Annotated in this window: 13 protein-coding genes; 11 read left to right on the top strand and 2 right to left on the bottom strand. The window is 49.1% G+C overall.

Annotation, left to right across the window (positions count from 1 at the left end; translation table 11 throughout):
• The first annotated feature begins 139 nt into the window (after positions 1-139).
• From AB1757_27035 to AB1757_27085, 11 genes are all read left to right on the top strand, one after another.
• The gene (locus tag AB1757_27035; GenBank protein ID MEW6130715.1) at positions 140-1,264 is read left to right on the top strand and encodes a MaoC family dehydratase; all 1,125 of its coding nucleotides are present in this window, start codon (positions 140-142) and stop codon (positions 1,262-1,264) included.
• A gap of 208 nt (positions 1,265-1,472) precedes the next feature.
• Positions 1,473-1,880: a large conductance mechanosensitive channel protein MscL gene (gene mscL, locus AB1757_27040; protein MEW6130716.1), complete on the top strand. Its 408-nt coding sequence runs from the start codon at positions 1,473-1,475 to the stop codon at positions 1,878-1,880.
• Between the two features lie 94 nt (positions 1,881-1,974).
• A complete protein-coding gene (locus AB1757_27045; protein MEW6130717.1) occupies positions 1,975-2,223 on the top strand; it encodes a GlsB/YeaQ/YmgE family stress response membrane protein in 249 nt (82 codons plus the stop codon).
• Positions 2,224-2,731: 508 nt separating this feature from the next.
• Positions 2,732-2,911, top strand: coding sequence for a hypothetical protein (locus AB1757_27050; protein ID MEW6130718.1), 180 nt, complete (start codon positions 2,732-2,734; stop codon positions 2,909-2,911).
• Positions 2,912-3,090: 179 nt separating this feature from the next.
• Positions 3,091-3,438: a hypothetical protein gene (locus tag AB1757_27055; GenBank protein MEW6130719.1), complete on the top strand. Its 348-nt coding sequence runs from the start codon at positions 3,091-3,093 to the stop codon at positions 3,436-3,438.
• Between the two features lie 7 nt (positions 3,439-3,445).
• The gene (locus AB1757_27060; GenBank protein MEW6130720.1) at positions 3,446-3,865 is read left to right on the top strand and encodes a hypothetical protein; all 420 of its coding nucleotides are present in this window, start codon (positions 3,446-3,448) and stop codon (positions 3,863-3,865) included.
• Between the two features lie 77 nt (positions 3,866-3,942).
• Positions 3,943-4,377 (top strand): response regulator, encoded by a 435-nt coding sequence (locus AB1757_27065; protein ID MEW6130721.1) that lies wholly within the window; start codon positions 3,943-3,945, stop codon positions 4,375-4,377.
• Positions 4,378-4,731: 354 nt separating this feature from the next.
• A complete protein-coding gene (locus AB1757_27070; GenBank protein MEW6130722.1) occupies positions 4,732-5,319 on the top strand; it encodes a hypothetical protein in 588 nt (195 codons plus the stop codon).
• The gene (locus tag AB1757_27075; GenBank protein ID MEW6130723.1) at positions 5,312-7,039 is read left to right on the top strand and encodes an OmpA family protein; all 1,728 of its coding nucleotides are present in this window, start codon (positions 5,312-5,314) and stop codon (positions 7,037-7,039) included. The genes AB1757_27070 and AB1757_27075 overlap by 8 nt, the downstream gene beginning before the upstream one ends.
• Before the next feature lie 33 nt (positions 7,040-7,072).
• Positions 7,073-7,570 (top strand): Rab family GTPase, encoded by a 498-nt coding sequence (locus AB1757_27080; protein MEW6130724.1) that lies wholly within the window; start codon positions 7,073-7,075, stop codon positions 7,568-7,570.
• 45 nt (positions 7,571-7,615) lie between these two features.
• Positions 7,616-10,798, top strand: a complete 3,183-nt coding sequence (locus AB1757_27085; GenBank protein ID MEW6130725.1) for a PAS domain S-box protein — start codon at positions 7,616-7,618, stop codon at positions 10,796-10,798.
• Between the two features lie 129 nt (positions 10,799-10,927).
• Here the strand turns inward: AB1757_27085 and AB1757_27090 are convergent, their stop codons facing one another.
• The gene (locus AB1757_27090) at positions 10,928-11,098 is read right to left on the bottom strand and encodes a hypothetical protein (GenBank protein MEW6130726.1); all 171 of its coding nucleotides are present in this window, start codon (positions 11,096-11,098) and stop codon (positions 10,928-10,930) included.
• Between the two features lie 155 nt (positions 11,099-11,253).
• Positions 11,254-13,308: an ATP-dependent helicase gene (locus tag AB1757_27095; protein ID MEW6130727.1), complete on the bottom strand. Its 2,055-nt coding sequence runs from the start codon at positions 13,306-13,308 to the stop codon at positions 11,254-11,256.
• Between the last annotated feature and the right edge of the window lie 347 nt (positions 13,309-13,655).

The following is a 13,655-nucleotide window of genomic DNA, read 5'->3' on the forward strand; positions in this document are numbered from 1 at the left end:
GATTGTCTTTTGAATTGCGCAACTACTTGAATCGTTATTAAAGAAATCCGTCCAATTGTACCAATTGCGCTTGAAGCATCAAGGCGAAGTCAGGCAATGTAGCAACAAATTAAAAATTCGTTTCAATGAGGAAAAAGCGATGAGTGATGGCAGCGTGTTGCAACCCGGTTACGGCAGATTGCTTGATGATTTCACGGTCGGCGAAATTTATCATCACCCGTGGGAAGTTACTTTAGATGATGGACTGCTCAGTTTATGCGCGGCTTCGTTTCTTGACCCCAACCCACTCTATTCCAGTCGACGTTTTGCGCGTGAACTCGGCTTTCGTGACCGCGTCGCGCATCCGATGACACTGATGAATCTGGCGCTCAGTTCTTCGGTTCATGATGTATCTGAACAAGCCATCGCCCATCTCGCTTATATCAATCTGCGATTTCCCAATCCGGCTTATGCGGGCGATACGCTGTCAACCGCATCGAAAGTGCTGTCGGTTCGTCCATCGCATTCAAAGCCCGATAGAGGCGTCGTGCATGTGCGCACCATCTGTCTCAATCAGGACGGCGTGCCGGTTGTGACTTTCGAGCGTAAAGCCTTAATCCCCGCAGGGAAGCTTAAAAATCGACATCACGCGGAACCTGCTGAACAAGGGTTTCCCGATTCCCTGTTTGCGGAAAATATTATTACGCCGCCGGAAGAAAGCGAGTTGATTTTGCCGCGTGAAATCAAAGAACAGATTAAAACGCCTGTGTGGTTTGGTCGCCCGCGTGGGCTTTTTGAAACGTTCGCGGCAGGCGACATCATTTTGCATGGCAACGGGCGCACGATTGGCGAAAGCGAACATATGCAATTGACGATGCTGACGCGCAATTCGCATCCCTTGCACTTCGATGAAGTCTATTCGCGTGAACACAGTTTTATGAAGACGCGAGTGGTTTGCGGCCCGCTGGTTTTCGCGTGGATTAATTCGCTGGCGAGCCGCGACACGACGGCGAATGCTTTGTGGGATTTGGGTTACGATAAAGGCGTGCATCCCGCGCCAGTGCTTGCCGGCGATACCTTGTTTGCGGCATCACGAGTTATCGAAAAACGCGAGTTTGACACGCAAACCGGCGTCGTAAAATTTCATTTAGTCGGCATGAAAAATAAAAAGCCTGCTGAATTAATCAGCGCCGGTTATGATTTGTTCAAAGATACGTTTGCCGAAAAAGTTTTTGCCATCGAACGCGAAGTGTTGTTGCCCAAACAGCGCTATCTGAAAAGTTGAAAAATCAGCACCGTTGTTGAACTCAAAAATGCAACCTTGTAGTATAGGCATGCCGCATCCCCAAGTTAGCCAAAGTGATTCAAAAATTGATACCACGAAACCAATTGCGTTTCAGCTTATCAAGGCTTTGGGCTTAACGCCTCTCACAAAATTCAAATCGTCGGTCATTCGGAAAAACCGATAAACCGCGCGCTAAGGAGAAGACACTATGTTAAAAGAGTTCAAGGAATTTATTGCCAAAGGCAATATTTTGGATTTGGCAGTTGCGGTGGTTATTGGCGGCGCGTTCGGCAAAATCGTCGCTTCGTTAGTTGATGATGTGATTATGCCGCCGATTGGTAAATTGCTCGGCAACGCTGATTTCGCCAACCTCTACATTCCGCTTGCAGGACAAACCGCCAAGACCGTTGAAGAGGCGAAAAAATTGGGAGCCGTGATTGCTTACGGCGCATTTTTAAACACCATCATTCAATTTCTGATCATCGCTTTTGTTATCTTTCTGGTCGTCAAAGCGGCAAACCGGATGAAGAGAAAACAGGAAGAAGCGCCCGCCGCGCCGTCTGCCCAGGAGGTTTTGCTTGCGGAAATCCGCGACCTGCTCAAAGCGAAAAATTAATTGCGGAAGTAGCGGTTCGATGGCGTCGCAACTTCTCACCTGCTGGAGACGTAAATTTCTTTGTCATCACAAACTCAACTAGGAGGCTTTCATTATGGGAATCGGCTGGTTAATCGGACAATTTATTTCGGGACTTATTATCGGCGCGATTGCGCGATTTCTGTTGCCCGGAAAAGATGAGATGGGTTGTTTGGCGACTGCCGGGGTAGGCATTGCCGGGTCAGCGGTCGGCACATTCATCGGCTACTATTTCCATCTCGGTAAAGGCGGGTTTATCTCATCGGTTTTATGCACCATTCTGCTGCTCTGGATTTGGCGCAAGGTACAAAGCCGGGAAGCTTGAGGCATTTTACTCCACTCACCGTCATCCCTTTTCAAAGAAAGGCGAGCCGAATAGCTCGCCTTTCTTTTTCGTTTTGCCTGGCACCAGGGTGCTATATCAACCACGCCAATTTGCTAATTCCAATCAATTAAAAATAGGCGTTTGTGACTATCGAAAACGGAAGCGCAGAGCGATGTGCAAGGCTTCAGCCTATGGTTTAATCCATCATGTAATGAGGGCACGTAAGCAGTGATGGGGTCTTAGAAGCGTCCATAAGGGCATCAGGGTTAAGCTCTAACCCATCACTGGGGGATGAACGTGTCCTCATAATTTAAAAACTATTATTACGTTGGTTATTTAAAAATTTATTGAGGATTCAGATGGCAAATTTAAGCACCCGGAGTATGCAATTTTCGATTCAAACATTGAGCGACGAAATTTTTACGGTAGCCCTGAACCCGCAAGCTTGGAATCAATCGGGTCAGGCTGCAAATGATTAATGATGTGTCTTTGATTCAGGAGGCTTGGAATGAAAGAACATATCGTTACTTTACTGATGAACAAGGTCGGCTTGACTTATGAAAAAGCCGAACAGGTATTTGAAATTGTTATGACTTATATTCAGGAACATCCACAGCACCTCTCATCTTATATGAGTCGAGCGGGGGTAGGGAGCGAACAGGGGTATCCGGGTAATTTTTTCAACTAAACCTGCGTAAGGTGTGTGGGTTGCGCTGCGTCGGCAAAGCAGTCTCGCGCTGCTTTGAGCTAGACGGGAGGGGAGCCGAATAGCTGTACCGTACGCAGTTGCACGGCGTGACGGTGACTGGTTCACGGTCACGCCTAAATCATTTTCCCCGAAACGATTTTTTGAAAGTGAGAAAACTTATGTTAGCCGTAGCGTTGTTGACCGCCGCTTTAGCACTGATGCTTTTAATCTTCTCTGCAATAAAATCGGCACGCCCCGCGCAAAGCCTGACGCCTCGCGATTATTCGTTGATGGTTCCCGTGCAAATCATCTGCGGCGATTGCGCCGGTGAAGCCGATACGCCGCGCCGCACCTGTTTAAATGCTGAGGGGCGTTGCGCCAACTGCAACGGCAACAGTTATGTTCTCGCCTCAGAACTTGCCCAACGCGCCGCGCGCGCGCGGCAATTGCGGCAGCGCAGGAGCAATGACCGAGGGTTTATTCCCTATGTGGTCAGCGCCCCAGCGATGCTTAGAAAAACCGGTTGAAAACCGAATGGTTAATAAAAAAACAGAAATTGAGTGTGTTGTTGAAGGTGAAAAAATGATGGATATGGTTAGTGAGATGACAACTGTTAGTCCGCTTCAAGCGATTGAGTTTGAAGATTTGCGAACCTCGGAAGAGCTGATCATTGAAACCCAGAATAGCTCTTACCGATTTTCGATCATCGACGTCCATCAACGTCGCGGCTTTTTGTCGGGCGGTTCGCTTGGCGACAAAAAGACCAAAGCGATTTTGATGGGAGCCATATGCAAAAAGGGAGACGCATACGTTACAGACCCTTGGGGATTGAAAACCGATGCGCGCGCATTTTTTTACCTGGAGACGGAATCGGGCATGAAACACTTGGTGACGTCCCTGATTACCAGACTCACACACGTAAGAAATGGCGAAGAGCAGAAATACCTGTTTTGACTTCGCGCCAACACTTTCACTCCCTGCTTTCAATTGGTCTGTGGTTCGTACCAAGCTTTATGAAAGAAGGGAATTTTATGAACATCCTGTTAGCTGAAGATGATTCGTCATCGCGCAAGATATTGCATGAAATGCTCGCCGAACTCGGGCATCAGGTCACGGTTTGTGAAGATGGCAAAGCCGCCTGGGAAGCCTTTCAACGCAATGATTATCGTTTGGTGGTTTCCGATTATTCGATGCCCCATTTAAACGGCGTCGAGTTATGTCAAAAAATTCGCAGCGCAAATAATCCTCACCATACTTATTTCATCTTGCAGACTTCCTGCTCGGAAAAAAGCGCGCTGCTCAAGGCGCTCGCTTCCGGGGTTGACGATATTTTGTTAAAACCGGTTGACCTTCATAAACTGCGAGCCAAATTGGAGGTCGCGGAAAAATTTTTTGAACTCGAACAACAAAGCCCATGTTCGGCGCAGGTTCTCGACGCTATCAAAGAAATGCTGATTAAGTCCTAACCTGACAAGCGACGAGCCGGGTTCGCGTTTCCAGCCTGATGGTAGTTGCAGCGTCAGCTTAGTAGGAAACGTCTTCATCAACTCCCCTTCTCTCCTCCGCCAACCTTTTTCGCCAAATCACCTGCACAAATTTCCGGCACTTTGATTTTCAAGGGCTGTGTTATATGCTTTTGCTCGCAGAACATCCCCAATTAACGCTATGGTTGTTTAACCTGAATTGCTTGCTATAAAACAAGGAGCAACGAGGTGTCATCTACAAAGAGCAAACGGCCTGGTACGAAATCGAAAGTAATGAAAGCGGTTTCTGTGAAACCTGCAAAAAACAAACTACCGCTAAGGAGTAAAGCGAAACCTATGGCTGAGGAAAGAAAGCAAATTGACGGCAAAGCCCCGTCTGCACAAACCGCAGAAGGCGCGGGCAGTCTCGATAAAGTCCGGGAAATCCTCTTCGGTTCACAAGCGCGCGATTATGAAAAACGCTTTGCCAAACTCGAAGAGCGATTGATTAAAGAATCCCATGATTTGAAGGACGAAGTGCGCAAACGCTTTGACGCGCTGGAAATTTATATCAAAAAAGAACTCGACAGCCTCTCCGATAAATTGAAAGCCGAACAGGGCGAACGCAAAGAGACCAATAATCAACTCGCCCGCGACCTCAAGGATTTAACTAAAGCCTTTGAGAAAAAGAGCACCCAACTCGACGATCAAATCACCAAAAATCAGCGCGATTTGCGCGAACAACTGCTCGACCAGTCGAAGCGACTTTCCGGTGATATTCGCCAGAAACAGCAGGAGGCATTGGACGCCTTGGAGCGAGAATCGCAGGAATTGCGTTACGAAAAAACTGACCGCGCGGCGCTTGCGGCAATGTTTACCGAACTCGCCATGCGGTTGAATAATGAATTCGCGATTCCGGGCGCGGAGGATTTAAGCAATGATTGAACTCTCTCTTCAGGAAAATGACCAACCTGATGAGACAGTTCAGAAACCGGACTTGCAAGCCCTTGATGAGTTTGGCGAACTGCGCGAACTGCTGCTTGCGGAAGACCGTGAGCAGTTCGCCAAACTTAAAGCGCGCATCGAAAATCCTCAACGTCGCGCCGAAGATTTAAGCAGTGTGCTCCCGGACAGCATCCTGCTCCGGGCGAAAAAAGATAAAGCCTTAACCAAAGCCTTAACCCCGACCGTCGAAGAATCCCTCAACGCTTCCGTCAAACGAAATCCCCGCGCCATTGCCGATGCCATCTTTCCAATTATTGGTCCGGCTATCCGCAAAGCCATCTCGAACGCCTTGCGCGAACTCGTGCAATCGCTCAATCAAGCCCTCGAATACAGCATCTCCATTAAAGGGGTGAAGTGGCGCATCGAAGCCTTGCGCACCGGGAAATCATTTGCCGAAGTGGTGCTCTCGCACACCCTGCGCTACCGGGTTGAACAGGTCTTTTTAATTCACATTGAAACCGGCTTGTTGTTACAACACGTTTCGGCAACCCACACCGTCACGCAAGACGCCGATATGGTTTCGGGAATGCTCACCGCGATTCAGGATTTCGTACACGATTCATTCGGCACGAAAAGCGGCGACGCTCTGGAATCTCTGGAAGTCGGCGATTTGCAGGTATGGATTGAACAGGGTCCGAAAGCCTTGCTGGCATCGGTCATTCGCGGCAATGCGCCGCAGGAATATCGAAGAGTTTTGCAGGACGCGATTGAAACCATTCACCTCGAACAAGCCAATGCGCTTAGTGCGTTTCAAGGCGAGGCTTCGGCATTTGAAGCCAGCCGCCCGACGCTTGAAGATTGTTTGCAGATGCAACTTCAGGAACAAGCCGATAAAACGCGGCAGCCGGTTTTGCTCTGGGCAATAGTCGGTGTGGTATTAATCGCCGTTGCGACCTGGTTATTTTTCTCCTTGAGAAGCCAGTGGCGTTTTGATGACTATGTCAATCGATTGCAAAGTGAACCCGGCATCGTGGTGGTTTCTCAAGAAAGGCGCGGCGGCAAATTTCACATCACCGGACTGCGCGACCCGCTGGCATCAGACCCGCAAGCGATTTTGCAAACCACCGAGGTGAATCCGCAAACGGTTGTGAGTCGTTGGGAAACTTATCAATCTTCGCATCCCGATTTTGTTTTGCAACGCGCCAAGGGTTTATTGCAACCGCCCAAAGGTGTGGCGCTGACGCTTGAAAACGGCGTGCTGCATGCGAGCGGCAACGCGCCATTACTCTGGGTCGGTGAAGCGGAGCGGTTGGCAAAATTGATTGTCGGAGTCAACGAATTCAAACTTGACCGGCTTTTCGATGAGCAGACCAGAGCGCGGGTTGAAAAAACGCTTATCCATTTCAATGCCGGTTCCGCCGAAATTTTGCCGACGGAGCGCGAAATCATGGCTTCGCTGGTCGAAGATTTGCAAGCTCTTGAAAAGCAGTTCATCGCCGCAGGCAAATCCTGGCGCGTCGAAATCAGCGGGCATACAGACCCGACCGGGCCGGATTCGCTCAATCAGGAACTGCAACAGGAACGCGCTCGCAACGTCATTGCCACATTGATTGCGCAAGGCGTGAGTGCCAATAATCTGGTTGCCGTAAGCAATCAGCCGATGAATCAATCGCAGGATTCGGGTCGCCAAGTCACCTTTAAAGTGGTTATCGTAGAATAAATTTTCGGATACAGGGAAAGTAGTCGGGGTTTGATGTTACAGAAAAAAATCTGCACGCTTGGAGCTTATGCGGTCGGTAAAACCAGCCTGCTGGCGCGGTTCGTCAAAAGCCTTTTTTCGGAAAAATATCTCACCACCATCGGCGTTAAAGTCGATAAAAAAATTGTTCAGATAGACGGACAGGAGGTTATGCTGATGTTGTGGGATTTGGCAGGCGAAGACGAATACCTGCAACTCAGAACCTCGTATCTGCGCGGCGCGGCGGGTTATCTGCTGGTAGTCGATAGAACGCGCCCGAAAACTTTAGAGATGGCATTGGATTTAAAACAGCGGGTTGAGGAAGAAATCGGCGAGTTGCCGTTTATTCTGGTATTCAACAAATCGGATTTGCTGGATGAGTTAAAAATTGCCAGGAGCGCCATAGAGCATCTTGCCGGACAAGGTTTTGAAGTGCTGGAAACCAGTGCTAAAACCGGGCAAGGCGTAGAACAAGCGTTTTTGTCTTTGACGAAAAAAATTCTCAAGCTGTAAACCCGGCGTGCAACCAATCATAATCTCTTATTTTGAACAGCGGTGATGACTCAAGTTTTGTACACAGATATTTTCACGGCGCTTGATGCGGCGGCTTTTGAGCGCCTTGGTAATGGGGCGTTCAAATTGCTCAACGCGCCGCCCGCCTGGTTTTTAGCGATTTACCCCGAATGTCTTGATGCACCCGAGCCGTTGAACCTCACAGAAAAATTTCCCTTCATTGAATATTTTTTACAGGAAGCCGAACCCTTCTGGCAGCAACATCAAATCGGACGACTCAATTCCGGTCCCTGGGCGGATGAAGACACCGCGGGCAATTTAATTCAACTGGAAGCCTTTGCCATTTCTGCGAGCGGCAAACAGGTTTTAACCATCGAACGCTTGCGCCTTGATTACGAAGAGATTCAAATCCTGGCGCAAAAAGCCCGCGATAAAAGCCTGGCTTTTGAAAAATTGGAAGAAGCCGAAAAAGCTCTGCGGGAAAGCGAAACCCGTTACCGGGTGCTGGTTGAAAACAGCCTGGGGTTGATTTGCACACACGACCTTGAAGGCAATTTATTGATGGTCAATCCGGCGGCGGCTCATTCGCTCGGTTATGAACCGGCGGATTTAACAGGTAAAAATTTATATGACTTGCTTGCGCCTATCGCCAAATCGTCATTCAAAACCTATCTGGAATTGATTCGCGTCAGACCAACGGTTACCGGCAACATCGTTTTGCTCAAAAAAAATGGCGAAGAATGCACCTGGCAATATCACAACGTCAAACAGGATAACGGCATCAATGCCCCGTTTATTCTCGGTCACGCGCAGGATATTACCGAACGCAAACGCGCCGAAGAAGCCTTGAAAGAGAGCGAAGAGCGTTACCGCGAACTGTTTGAAAATGCCAGTGACCTCATTCAAAGCGTTGCGCCCGATGGCAGATTTTTATATGTCAATCCGGCGTGGCGACAAACCCTCGGTTACAGTAAAGCGGAAATCGAACGCCTCAATTTATTCAACATCATTCACCCGGATAGCCTTGAACATTGTCGGGATTTATTTTCAAGGTTGATGCAGGGCGAAAATATCAATTTCGTTGAAGCCAAATTCCTGACGAAAACCGGACGGGTCATCATTGTCGAAGGCAATGTCAATTGTAGTTTCAAAAACGGCAACCCTTACGCGACGCGCTCGATTTTCCGCGATGTCACCGAACGCAAACAACTGGAAAGAGATTTGATTGAAGCCCGCGAAGCGGCTTTGAAAGCCAGTCAGGCAAAATCGGCTTTTTTAGCCAACATGAGCCACGAAATTCGCACCCCGATGAATGGCATCATCGGCATGACCGGACTTTTATTGAAAACCGCTTTGACCCCCGAACAGCGAAAGATGGCTGACACCGTACAACTGAGCGCCGATGCTTTGCTTGCCATCATCAATGACATTCTCGATTTTTCAAAAATCGAATCAGGCAAATTGATTCTCGAAAACGTGCAGTTTGAATTGCGAACTCTGGTTGAAAGCGTCGTTGAACTGCTTGCCGAACCGGCGCAGAAAAAACACCTCGAACTCGCGTCTTTCGTGTATAACGATGTGCCGGACAATTTGCGCGGCGACCCTTTGCGACTGCGCCAAATCATCACCAATCTGGTGAGCAACGCCATCAAATTCACAGAAGCCGGCGAAGTCATCGTCAGCGTCACCAAACAACCTCTCAGCCCATCGCAAATCCGTTTACGGGTTGAAGTCACAGACACCGGCATCGGCATGGAAAAAGCCATTCAGGCAAATCTCTTTCAAGCCTTTTCGCAAGCCGACTCTTCGACGACGCGCAGATACGGCGGCACCGGACTTGGACTGGCGATTTCCAAACAACTGGTTGACCTCATGCAAGGTGAAATCGGCGTGGTGAGCCAACCCGGTAAAGGTTCGACGTTCTGGTTCACCATTCCTCTGGAAGTGCAAACCGATGAACGGGTCGCGCCGTTGCCGCAAAAATCGGTCATCGAAAAACTGCGGCTGTTAATCGTTGATGATAACGAAACCAACCGCACGATTCTCAGCCACTATGTCAGTTCGTGGCGGATGCGTTACGCGACAGCCGGAAGCGCCAGAGAAGCGTTGCAGGTGTTACGCGAGGCAGCCGATGCCGACCCGTTTGGGCTGGCAATTCTCGATATGCAGATGCCTGAGATGGATGGGTTGAAATTGGTTGAAGCGATTAAAAGCGATGAACGCCTTCACGCAACCCGCCTGGTGATGATGTCTTCGCTTGGTAATATCGGCGACCAGCAAAAAAATCCCGGCATTGAAGCGTTCATTATCAAACCCGTCAAACAATCGGAACTGTTCGATTGTCTGGCAACCTTGATTGCCGAAACGCCGCATACGCTGAAGACAGCCGGAACAAAGGGTAATCGACCGATTGAACGCGCAAGGCTCAATGCCGATTTGCCGGTTGAACATTCACTCAATACCAAAGTCCGCCTGTTGCTTGCCGAAGATAATCCGGTCAATCGCGAGGTCGCCGTCTTGCAACTTCAGAGTCTCGGTTATCAGGCGGATACCGTAACCAACGGGCGTGAAGTGATTGAAGCGTTAGCGAAAAATGATTACGCGATTATTTTGATGGATTGTCAGATGCCGGTGATGGACGGTTATGAAGCGACGGCAGCGATTCGTCGCACTCAAGGCGACAAACATTCCATCATCATTGCGCTCACGGCAAATGCTCTGGAAGGCGACGCCGAAAGGTGTCTTGCGGCAGGCATGGACGATTATCTCAGTAAACCGATTGACCCGGAAAAACTGGATGCGATGATAAAAAAATGGTTGAACAATTCTGCCATCGTTACAGAAATTGCCGAACCAAAACCGGTCGAGAATTTTTCCGAATCTCTGGATAAAAGGGTGCTCGCGAAATTGCGCGCCGCGCTTGGCGCAAAGCGCAAAGAACTGATTCCAAATTTAATTGATTTATTCTGTTCAGATGCTGCGCCGCGACTTGAATTGATGCGCAAAGCTCTTGATGAAAACGATGCCGAATCGCTCAGGCGCGTGGCGCACGCTTTAAAAGGCAGCAGCGCCAATCTCGGCGTTAAACGTATGGCAGGTCTTTGCGAAATGCTCGAAGCGAAAAGCCGCAAAGGCAACTTAACCGGCGCGGATACGCTTTTGGATTTACTCGCCGGAGAATTTGTCGTTGTGCAAAAATTGTTGGAAGCGGAAAAGTCGAATGATTGAAATAGAAACGCGATCAAAAACCGCTTCTTCAACGCAGATAATCATCTATCGAGGTTGAGCAAGCAATCTTTGACCGCGTTCGTGTAAACCATAAACACGATTCAACGTGGTTTGATCAGGATTTAATTTTTAGGCAGCTTGTTTGAGCGAGGTGGTAAAACAAATCGGGCACCATCCATACAGCACACCATTAATCAGGTGATAGGCGATGGTTTCGCTTGCATCAATCATTGAATGACATTCTTTACATTCCCACATACGCTGGTGAATTTCGTAAACTGGTTGATCGGTTGTCGCCATTTTTTCGTTGCCAGCCCGAAGGCTCGCTTTCTCCTTCTATTCTTTTCTAGTCTTACAGAGCATCAACCCGGCGGATTGATACCCTAAAAACGTCATAAACTACTATTTGTTCCAATGAAAATTTCGCTTGAGTAAATGACTCCCGATTCAATGATTCAATTGATTAATTTCGGTTCATCGGTGGGCGCGAATTCGCGGGTCTCTTCTTCGAGCGACCAGATTTCAAATAGTTCGCGGGAAACTTCCGTAATAAAGCGTGAAGGTTTTTGAATTACCGTTTGTCTCGAATAATCGGTCACCACCAACGGATAGCAGACATAGAGTTCATCTTTGGCGCGGGTAATCGCCACATAAAAGAGCCGTCGTTCTTCCTCTTCCTGTTCGCCATCGCGCAAACTTCTAGCCGAAGGAAATTTGCCATCGGCTGCCCAAATCAAAAAGACAGCGCGCCATTCCAGCCCCTTCGCCTGATGAATCGAACTGAGAACCAGTTGTTCGTCTTCATCGCCACCCGCTACGACATCTTCGGCAATCGTGCCTTGCGGCGCGGCAAACCGTTCAGTATTAATCAGCGCAAGTTCGGATAAAAATTCTTCGGTGGTTTCAAAGCGCGCTGCAAAGTTCGCCAGTTGTCGCAAATCCTCTGCGCGCAAATCGGCGTTTTCATAACTGTTTTCGAGATGGGTTTCGTAACCCGATGACAAAATCAAAGCTATCTGCCGCGCCGGTTGATGCAAAAATTCGGGACTTAGGAGTTGTTCAACGAGTTTCACGAACTCCGTCCAGCCTTCACGAAATCGCGGTTGCGCGTCGAAATCGGCGCGACGCACCAAAGCTAAAGGTTCCTCGGCGCTCGCCAGTCGTTCCCAGATGCGATTGGCGGTCGCGTTGCCGACCTGCGGAATCAATTTCAATACACGTTTCCAGGCAATCTCGTCACGCGGATTGACCAGCAACCGGAGATATGAAATCACATCTTTGATATGCGCCTGTTCAAAAAAACGTACGCCTGAACGCACCACGTAAGGAATGCCGCGCCGCGTAAGTTCCAGTTGCAATTCGAGCGCGTGGTAGTGGCTGCGATAAAGCACGGCGATTTCATCAAGACCGACGCCTTCGTCGCGCAATTCAAGAATGCGGCTGGCGACAAACGCCGCCTGCTGGTCGAGGTCGTGCGTTGGAATGAGCGCAGGGGCTACGCCTGATGAATGACGAATCGAGCGCAAATTTTTTGGAAATTGTTTGCGATTGTTCTTTATCGAAGCATTGGCAAGCATGACGATTTCAGGACGCGAACGATAGTTGGCTTCGAGATGAAATTCCTGGGCGTCGGGATAGCGGTCTTTGAATTCATAAATGTTTTGAAAGTGCGCTCCGCGCCATCCAAAAATTGATTGGGCGTCATCTCCGACCACCGTCACATTGCGATGTTTGACAGCCAGCAAGTCAACGATTTCCGCCTGTATTTTATTGGTGTCCTGATATTCATCAACCAGTATGTACTCGAATTGTTCTGCCCAATAATCGCTTACTTCCCGGCATTCGATTAACAATTTTTTCCAATTCAGCAGCAGGTCGTCGTAATCCATCGCGTTGCGTTCGAGTTTGCGCGCCTGATAGAGCCGGTCAACCCGTTCGATTTGCGCGGCGAGCGGTTCAAATTGCGGATAGAGGCGCACGATGCAATCGCGAATCGGGGTATCCGTGTTGTTGGCAAAACTGATGATGCCCTGCACGACTTCGGCTTTGGGAAAACGCCGGGCTTTGGTGTCGATGCCCGCTTCCTGAATCGCCGCGTCAACCATATCTACGGCGTCTTCGCTGTCGAGGATGGTGAAATTCGCCTGATAGTCGAGGGATTCAGCGTGGCGGCGCAGGATGCGATTGGCGATGGAATGAAACGTCCCGCCCCAGATTTTTCTTACATCGGCTTGCACCAAACCTTCGACGCGATGGAGCATTTCGCGCGCCGCTTTGTTGGTGAAGGTGACCAGCAGAATGCGCGAAGGGGCAATCCCCGATTCGATCAAACGGGCGACGCGATAGGTGACGGCGCGGGTTTTGCCGGAACCCGCGCCCGCGATGACGAGCAAGGGTCCCGCGCCCGCCGTGACGACGGCATATTGTTCTTCGTTGAGGTCAGCTTGGTAATTGACGAGATAGCGGCGCGGCACCTCGCGTTTAATCACGTATCGCTTGGTCGGCTCCATAACGCCAAGGATTATAAATCACCGGGTGGCATTTGGTCGCTTCGCGCACAGCAAGATTTATGGCAAATAATCAAAACACGAATTATGCGAATTTCCACAAGCATACCTTTTCAATCTCAGTCGTGTTGAAAAGAAATTTACAAACCCAAGCCAACACCCTTGTTTTTGAGTTTCTAACAGGTTAACTCGCTTGCCAGGATTTGGTCGTTAAGAGCATATCATTTTATTACCGCGAGTTATTAAAATCTTAATCTTTTTTGCCCCGATTAAATTTATCCTGGTTGACAGAGTATTATATCTTTCTATTAAGTGAAGAGTGTGCGTAATTCGCAAAACGAAAAGCCAGG

The organism is Acidobacteriota bacterium, from assembly GCA_040754075.1.
GTDB lineage: Bacteria > Acidobacteriota > Blastocatellia > UBA7656 > UBA7656 > JBFMDH01.

Coding starts and splice junctions, on each gene's coding strand:
- AB1757_27035 (MEW6130715.1), top strand. CDS start 140: ATGAGTGATGGCAGCGTGTTGCAACCCGGTTACGGCAGATTGCTTGAT.
- mscL (MEW6130716.1), top strand. CDS start 1,473: ATGTTAAAAGAGTTCAAGGAATTTATTGCCAAAGGCAATATTTTGGAT.
- AB1757_27045 (MEW6130717.1), top strand. CDS start 1,975: ATGGGAATCGGCTGGTTAATCGGACAATTTATTTCGGGACTTATTATC.
- AB1757_27050 (MEW6130718.1), top strand. CDS start 2,732: ATGAAAGAACATATCGTTACTTTACTGATGAACAAGGTCGGCTTGACT.
- AB1757_27055 (MEW6130719.1), top strand. CDS start 3,091: ATGTTAGCCGTAGCGTTGTTGACCGCCGCTTTAGCACTGATGCTTTTA.
- AB1757_27060 (MEW6130720.1), top strand. CDS start 3,446: ATGGTTAATAAAAAAACAGAAATTGAGTGTGTTGTTGAAGGTGAAAAA.
- AB1757_27065 (MEW6130721.1), top strand. CDS start 3,943: ATGAACATCCTGTTAGCTGAAGATGATTCGTCATCGCGCAAGATATTG.
- AB1757_27070 (MEW6130722.1), top strand. CDS start 4,732: ATGGCTGAGGAAAGAAAGCAAATTGACGGCAAAGCCCCGTCTGCACAA.
- AB1757_27075 (MEW6130723.1), top strand. CDS start 5,312: ATGATTGAACTCTCTCTTCAGGAAAATGACCAACCTGATGAGACAGTT.
- AB1757_27080 (MEW6130724.1), top strand. CDS start 7,073: ATGTTACAGAAAAAAATCTGCACGCTTGGAGCTTATGCGGTCGGTAAA.
- AB1757_27085 (MEW6130725.1), top strand. CDS start 7,616: ATGACTCAAGTTTTGTACACAGATATTTTCACGGCGCTTGATGCGGCG.
- AB1757_27090 (MEW6130726.1), bottom strand. CDS start 11,098: ATGGCGACAACCGATCAACCAGTTTACGAAATTCACCAGCGTATGTGG.
- AB1757_27095 (MEW6130727.1), bottom strand. CDS start 13,308: ATGGAGCCGACCAAGCGATACGTGATTAAACGCGAGGTGCCGCGCCGC.